Source organism: Streptomyces sp. KR55, assembly GCF_052245645.1.
GTDB lineage: Bacteria > Actinomycetota > Actinomycetes > Streptomycetales > Streptomycetaceae > Streptomyces > Streptomyces flavusporus.
Map to the genome: position 1 here is coordinate 1 of NZ_JBQQCE010000481.1, position 7,467 is coordinate 7,467.

Consider the following 7,467-nt stretch of genomic DNA (forward strand, 5'->3'; position numbering starts at 1 on the left):
CCGCCGACCTCATCCAGCGCTACGGCTGACGTACGACGTGCGCCATCACCGTCCTCGCCGGCCTCACCCAACTCGGCCTGGGCTTCCTGCGCGTGGCGCGCACCGCGCTCGCCGTCAGCCCCGCCATCGTGCACGGCATGCTCGCAGGTATCGGCGTCACCATCGCCGTGGCCCAGCTGCACATCGTCCTCGGCGGCGCCCCCCACAGCTCCGTCGTCGACAACGTGCGCGAACTGCCCGCCCAGCTGGCCGACCTGCATCCGACTGCTCTGTCCATGAGCGTCCTGACCCTGGCCGTCCTGCTCGTCTGGCCGCGGATCCCCGGGCAGGTGGGGCGAGTCGTACGGCTGGTCCCGGCGGCGCTCGCCGCGGTGGCGGCGGCCACCGCTGTGGCCGCACTCGGCGGGCTGCGACTGCCCCGGGTCGACCTGCCGTCGTGGAGCAGCCACGCCCTGGCCGGGCTGCCGGAAGGACCGGTGCTCGGGATCGTCGCCGCCGTACTGACGATCACGCTGGTCGGCGGCGTCGAGTCGCTGCTGTCCGCGGTGGCCGTGGACAGGCTGGCCGCCTCCCGTCCCGGGGGACCGCCCGTGCCACGCGCCGACCTCGACCGGGAGCTGCGCGGCCAGGGCACCGCCAACATGGTCTCGGGCGCGCTCGGCGGACTGCCCGTCACCGGGGTCGCGGTGCGTAGCGCGGCGAATGTGCAAGCCGGTGCCGTCAGCCGGAACTCCACGATGCTGCACGGCGTTCTCGTAGTAGTCGCCGCGCTGCTGATGGTCCCGATCCTGGAGCTCATCCCGCTCGCCTCGCTCGCCGCCCTGGTGATGGCCGTCGGCATCCAGATGGTGTCCCTGCACCACATCCGTACGGTGACCCGCCACCGAGAGGTGCTGGTGTACGCCGTCACCACCCTCGGCGTGGTGCTCCTCGGCGTCCTGGAGGGTGTGGCGCTGGGGATCGCCGTGGCCGTCGGTGTCGCCCTGCACCGCCTCACCCGCACACGTATCACGCACTACGAGACGGAAGGAGTCCATCACGTACATGTACGAGGGCAGTTGACGTTCCTCGCGGTGCCAAGACTCAGCCGGGCCCTGCACCTCGTGCCCCACGGGACGGACGTGGTCGTCGAGTTGGACGGCTCGTTCATGGACCACGCGGCGTACGAGACACTGCACGACTGGCAGAAGACGCACACCGCGCGGGGCGGTTCCGTCGAACTGACGGGCCGCCGTGCCGAGGTCAGGATCGCCGAGCCCACCGGTTCCTCCGACCGCCACGGAGGTTCCCGGACCGCCGAGCCGACCGACTCGGGCGGCTGCCGATGCCGGCCCTGGACGCCCTGGCGCAACCACCAGTGCGAGCGGGACCGCCCGCAGACCGCGCAGCCGGCCGGTGAGCACCCGGGCGGAACCGGCGGCCAAGAGACCGTCGGGGTTGGTTCAGGCACGTGCGGTGAGGGCGTCCACGTCAGCGTCATGCCCGACCGGGAGGGGCGGCCCGGGCCGGGCGACACCGGCGGTCACGAGCCGAGCAGTCACCAACTGGTGCGCGGAATCAGCGCGTTCCAGCGCAACACCGCTCCCCTGGTGCGGGGTGAGCTGGCCCGACTGGCCCGGGAGGGACAACGGCCGTCCCAGCTCTTCCTCACCTGCGCCGACTCACGCCTGGTCACCTCGATGATCACCTCCAGTGGTCCCGGGGACCTGTTCGTGGTGCGCAATGTGGGCAACCTCGTGCCTCCCCCCGCTAACGCTGGGAGGTGCCCCCAGCCCGGCGAGGAGAGCGGGGACGACTCGGTGGCGGCGGCGATCGAGTACGCGGTGGACGTGCTGAAGGTGCGGTCCATCACGGTGTGCGGGCACTCCGGGTGCGGGGCCATGCAGGCGCTGCTCAGCTCCGAGCCGGACGGCGCGCGGACGCCCCTCAGGCGGTGGCTGCGGCACGGGCTGCCCAGCCTGGAGCGCATGGCCGACACCGGGCGGCCCTGGGCCCGGCTGGCCGGGCGCGCGCCCGCCGACGCGGTCGAGCAGCTCTGCCTGACCAACGTCGTGCAGCAACTGGAGCACCTGCGCGCCCACGAGTCGGTGTCCCGCGCGCTGCGCGAGGGCGCGCTGGAGCTGCACGGGATGTACTTCCACGTGGGGGAGGCGCAGGCATATCTGCTCGTCGATGCGGAGGAGGAGAAGGTGTTCGACACCGTGCGGCCGGTGGACCTGTCCGCATGACGCGCGGCCCGGTGCGGTCCGGGGTGTGAGGGGCGTTACAGGACTGAACCGGGTCCGCGCGCAGTCCGTGGGAAGGGATGACCGGCGTCGGAAGCGGCTCGAGGCCGGCCCGGTCCCCCATGGGCACGACCCTCGACAGGTCTAAACCAATATTCAGTCGACCCTTGTCATCGGACCACCAGGTCTGATGAGCTGTGGCCTGGGACACAACGGACACCCTTCGAGAGGGAGATGTCGTGAGCAACGAGAGCCTGGCCAACCTGCTTCGTGAGGAGCGTAGGTTCGCACCCCCCGCCGACCTGGCCGCCGACGCCAACGTCACGGCGGAGGCGTATGAACGGGCCAAGGCTGACAGGCTCGGCTTCTGGGCCGAGCAGGCCCGTCGGCTGACCTGGGCCAAGGAGCCGAGCGAGACACTGGACTGGTCGAACCCGCCGTTCGCCAAGTGGTTCAAGGACGGCGAGCTCAACGTCGCGTACAACTGCGTCGACCGGCATGTCGAGGCCGGGCAGGGCGACCGCGTCGCCATCCACTTCGAGGGCGAGCCCGGCGACAGTCGCGCCATCACCTACGCCGAGCTCAAGGACGAGGTCTCCAAGGCCGCCAACGCCCTGTTGGAGCTGGGAGTTCGCAAGGGCGACCGGGTCGCGGTCTATATGCCGATGATCCCCGAGACCGCGATCGCGATGCTGGCCTGCGCCCGGATCGGCGCCGCGCACTCCGTGGTCTTCGGCGGCTTCTCGGCCGACGCGCTCGCCACCCGCATCCAGGACGCCGACGCACGGGTCGTCATCACCTCCGACGGCGGCTACCGGCGGGGCAAGCCGTCCGCGCTCAAGCCGGCCGTCGACGACGCGATCGCACGTGTGGACAACGTCGAGCATGTGCTCGTGGTGCGCCGCACCGGTCAGGAGGTCGCCTGGAACGACGAGCGGGACGTGTGGTGGCACGAGCTCGTCGAGCGGCAGTCCGCCGAGCACACCCCGGAGGCGTTCGAGGCCGAGCACCCGCTGTTCATCCTCTACACATCCGGTACGACGGGTAAGCCGAAGGGCATCCTGCACACCTCCGGCGGCTACCTCACCCAGGTGGCGTACACCCACCACGCCGTCTTCGACCTCAAGCCGGAGACGGACGTGTACTGGTGCACCGCCGACGTCGGCTGGGTCACCGGCCACTCGTACATCGTGTACGGCCCGCTCGCCAACGGGGCGACGCAGGTGATGTACGAGGGCACGCCGGACACCCCGCATCAGGGCCGGTTCTGGGAGATCGTGCAGAAGTACGGGGTGACGATCCTCTACACGGCGCCGACCGCGATCCGTACGTTCATGAAGTGGGGCGACGACATCCCCGCGAAGTTCGACCTGTCCTCCCTGCGTATCCTCGGCTCCGTCGGTGAGCCGATCAACCCCGAGGCGTGGATCTGGTACCGCAAGCACATCGGCGCCGACCGCACGCCGATCGTGGACACCTGGTGGCAGACCGAGACCGGCGCGATGATGATCTCGCCGCTGCCGGGGGTCACCGAGACCAAGCCGGGTTCCGCGCAGCGTCCGCTGCCCGGCATCTCCGCAACCGTCGTGGACGACGAGGCGAACGAGGTCCCCAACGGCGGCGGTGGCTACCTGGTGCTCACCGAGCCGTGGCCGTCCATGCTGCGCACCATCTGGGGCGACGACCAGCGGTTCATCGACACGTACTGGTCGCGGTTCGAGGGCAAGTACTTCGCCGGTGACGGGGCGAAGAAGGACGACGACGGCGACATCTGGCTGCTGGGCCGGGTGGACGACGTGATGTTGGTGTCCGGCCACAACATCTCCACGACCGAGGTGGAGTCGGCGCTCGTGTCGCACCCGTCGGTCGCCGAGGCGGCCGTGGTCGGCGCCGCCGACGAGACGACCGGGCAGGCGATCGTCGCCTTCGTGATCCTGCGGGGTACGGCGGCGGAGACCGAGGACCTGGCGGGCGAGCTGCGTGACCACGTGGGCGCCACCCTCGGCCCGATCGCCAAGCCGAAGCGGATCCTGCCGGTGGCGGAGCTGCCGAAGACCCGCTCCGGCAAGATCATGCGTCGGCTGCTGCGGGACGTCGCGGAGAACCGCCAGCTCGGCGATGTCACAACGCTGACCGACTCCACGGTCATGGATCTCATCCAGGCGAAGCTCCCGGCGGCGCCCAGCGAGGACTGAGAACCGTCGAGGGCTGAGGGCGACCCAACAGGGCACCCGGCGACAGACGCCTGACAGGCGCGCCGGGTGCCCTTTTTGCACCTAACGTGAAGTTCACCGGACCGGTCCGCCGCATCTTAGGTAAGCTAAGGAAAGCGTCAACAACGCAACAGTGATCTCAGGTGCGCCGGGAAGTCTGGTCGGCATGTGTTCTGTGCTGCCCACCGACCGGAGGTCTCACCGTGACCGCGCCCATCACCCCCCGCAAGGTACTCGGACGCCTGTCGCTGCCCGAGCGGACCTTCGTCGTGGACGCGCTGCGCACCGAGACCGTCGGCGGTGTGCTGCTGCTCCTCGCCGCCGTCACCTCGCTGCTCTGGGCGAACATACCCGCGCTGCACGACAGTTACGAGACCGTCAGCCACTTCCACCTGGGCCCCGAGGCCCTCGGCCTCAACCTGTCGATCGAGCACTGGGCCGCCGACGGCCTCCTGGCGATCTTCTTCTTCGTCGCCGGTATCGAGCTCAAGCGTGAGCTGGTCGCCGGTGATCTGCGCGACCCCAAGGCGGCCGTCCTGCCCGTGGTCGCCGCACTGTGCGGCATGGCCGTACCGGCGCTCGTCTACACGCTCACCAACGTCCTCGGCGGCGGCTCCCTGGACGGCTGGGCCGTGCCCACCGCCACGGACATCGCCTTCGCGCTCGCCGTGCTCGCCGTCATCGGCACGTCTCTGCCGAGCGCGCTGCGCGCCTTCCTGCTCACCCTCGCCGTCGTCGACGACCTCTTCGCGATCCTCATCATCGCGGTCTTCTTCACCGAGACGATCGACTTCGCGGCGCTCGGCGGCGCGGTCGTCGGCCTCGGCGTCTTCTGGCTGCTGCTGCGCAAGGGAGTACGCGGCTGGTACGTGTACGTCCCGCTCGCCCTGGTGATCTGGGCGCTGATGTACAACAGCGGCGTCCACGCCACCATCGCCGGCGTCGCGATGGGCCTGATGCTGCGCTGCACCACCCACAAGGGTGAGGAACACTCCCCCGGCGAGCACATCGAGCACCTGGTGCGCCCCCTGTCCGCGGGCCTGGCCGTACCGCTGTTCGCCCTGTTCAGCGCAGGCGTCTCGCTCTCCGGCGACTCCATGAAGGACGTGTTCACCAAGCCGGAGACCCTGGGTGTCGTCCTCGGTCTGGTCGTCGGCAAGACGATCGGCATCTTCGGCGGCACCTGGCTCACCGCCCGCTTCACCCGGGCCACGCTCAGCGACGACCTCCAATGGGCCGACGTCTTCGCCGTCGCGTCGCTCGCCGGCATCGGTTTCACCGTCTCGCTGCTCATCGGCGAGCTGGCCTTCGAGGGCGACACGGTCCTGACGGACGAGGTGAAGGCGGCCGTACTGACGGGCTCCCTCATAGCGGCGCTGGTCGCCGGCACGCTGCTGAAGGTGCGCAACGTCAAGTACCGCCGGCTGTGCGAGGCCGAGGAGCGCGACGACGACCTCGACGGCATCCCGGACATCTACGAGGAGCACGACCCGGCGTACCACCTGCGGATGGCGGAGATCTACGACCGCAAGGCCGCGGAGCACCGCAGGCTCGCCGCGATCAGGGAGGCGGAGCGACGCGAGCTTGCCGAAGTCGCGGGCGGGGCAGGCGAGGAGAACGACGGTCCGGCATGATCTGACGGGACGGTACAAAAGTCGGGACCGTACGCAATCAGGCATGGACGGACCCGTACGCAGAAGAGGGAGACCGCGATGAGCGCACCCGACGGCAGCCCGGTCGGCGCCGAACGCAGCATCGGCCAGTTGTTCGCCTCGGCGACGACCGAGATGTCGGCGCTGGTGCACGACGAGATCGCACTGGCGAAGGCGCAGATCAGGCAGGACGTCAAGCGCGGAGCAACGTCCGGCGGCGCGTTCGTCGCGGCCGCCGGACTCCTCGTCTTCTCCCTGCCGATGCTGAACTTCGCCCTGGCCTACGGCATCCGGACCTGGAGCGACTGGAACCTCGCGATCTGCTTCCTGCTGTCCTTCGCGGCGAACGTCCTCATCGCCCTCGTCCTCGCCCTGATCGGCGTCGTGTTCGCGAAGAAGGCCAAGAAGGGCCGGGGCCCGCAGAAGGTCGCCGCGTCGGTGAAGGAGACGGCGGGCGTGCTGCAGAAGGCCAAGCCGCATCCGCGACCGGAGCGGCCGGAGCTTCCCGAGCTGCCCCAGGACCGCGTGCCCGAGGCCATCGAGGCTGTGGCACGCTCGTCGTCATGACGGAACCCGACACCCCTTCGGCGCAACCCGCCTCGGTCGTACGACCCGAAGGTCCCTGGCTGCACCGCGACGTCGCGGCGAACGGCGCGCGGTTCCACATCGCGGAGCTGGGCGACGGACCGCTGGTGCTGCTGCTGCACGGCTTCCCGCAGTTCTGGTGGACCTGGCGGCACCAGCTGGTGGCGCTCGCCGACGCCGGGTTCCGGGCCGTCGCCATGGACCTGAGGGGCGTCGGCGGCAGCGACCGCACGCCCCGGGGTTACGACCCGGCCAACCTCGCCCTCGACATCACGGGCGTCGTACGGTCCCTGGGCGAGCCGGACGCCGCGCTCGTCGGCCATGACCTGGGCGGCTATCTGGCGTGGACGGCGGCCGTGATGCGCCCGAAGCTCGTACGGCGCCTGGTGGTCGCGTCGATGCCGCATCCGCGGCGCTGGCGCTCGGCGATGCTCTCCGACGTCAAGCAGACGGCCTCGAGTTCCCACATCTGGGGGTTCCAGCGGCCGTGGATCCCGGAGCGGCAGCTCGTCGCGGACGACGGGGCGCTGGTGGGCCGGCTGATCCGGGACTGGTCCGGCCCGCGGCTGCCGGAGGACGGTGCCGTGGAGACGTACCGGAGGGCGATCTGCATCCCTTCGACGGCGCACTGCTCCATCGAGCCGTACCGCTGGATGGTGCGGTCCCTGGCCCGGCCCGACGGCCTCCAGTTCAACCGGCGCATGAAGCGGCCCGTGCGGGTACCGACGCTGCATCTGCACGGCTCCCTCGACCCGGTGATGCGGACCAGGAGCGCGGCCGGTTCCGGAGAGT

4 protein-coding genes and 1 pseudogene are annotated in these 7,467 nt (G+C 70.3%); all 5 read left to right on the top strand.

Annotation, left to right across the window (positions count from 1 at the left end; translation table 11 throughout):
* Nucleotides 1-2,228 (top strand): annotated as a pseudogene (locus ACTWQJ_RS42515) (bifunctional SulP family inorganic anion transporter/carbonic anhydrase); the annotation flags it as partial.
* A gap of 236 nt (nt 2,229-2,464) precedes the next feature.
* Nucleotides 2,465-4,420 (top strand): acetate--CoA ligase, encoded by a 1,956-nt coding sequence (gene acs, locus ACTWQJ_RS42520; protein ID WP_443311766.1) that lies wholly within the window; start codon nt 2,465-2,467, stop codon nt 4,418-4,420.
* A gap of 221 nt (nt 4,421-4,641) precedes the next feature.
* Nucleotides 4,642-6,072, top strand: coding sequence for a Na+/H+ antiporter NhaA (gene nhaA, locus ACTWQJ_RS42525; protein WP_443311767.1), 1,431 nt, complete (start codon nt 4,642-4,644; stop codon nt 6,070-6,072).
* A gap of 78 nt (nt 6,073-6,150) precedes the next feature.
* A complete protein-coding gene (locus tag ACTWQJ_RS42530; RefSeq protein ID WP_443311768.1) occupies nt 6,151-6,657 on the top strand; it encodes a phage holin family protein in 507 nt (168 codons plus the stop codon).
* On the top strand, nt 6,654-7,467 hold an 814-nt coding region (locus tag ACTWQJ_RS42535), incomplete at its 3' end, for an alpha/beta hydrolase (protein ID WP_443311769.1). The genes ACTWQJ_RS42530 and ACTWQJ_RS42535, both read left to right, overlap by 4 nt.

Coding starts and splice junctions, on each gene's coding strand:
- ACTWQJ_RS42530 (WP_443311768.1), top strand. CDS start 6,151: ATGAGCGCACCCGACGGCAGCCCGGTCGGCGCCGAACGCAGCATCGGC.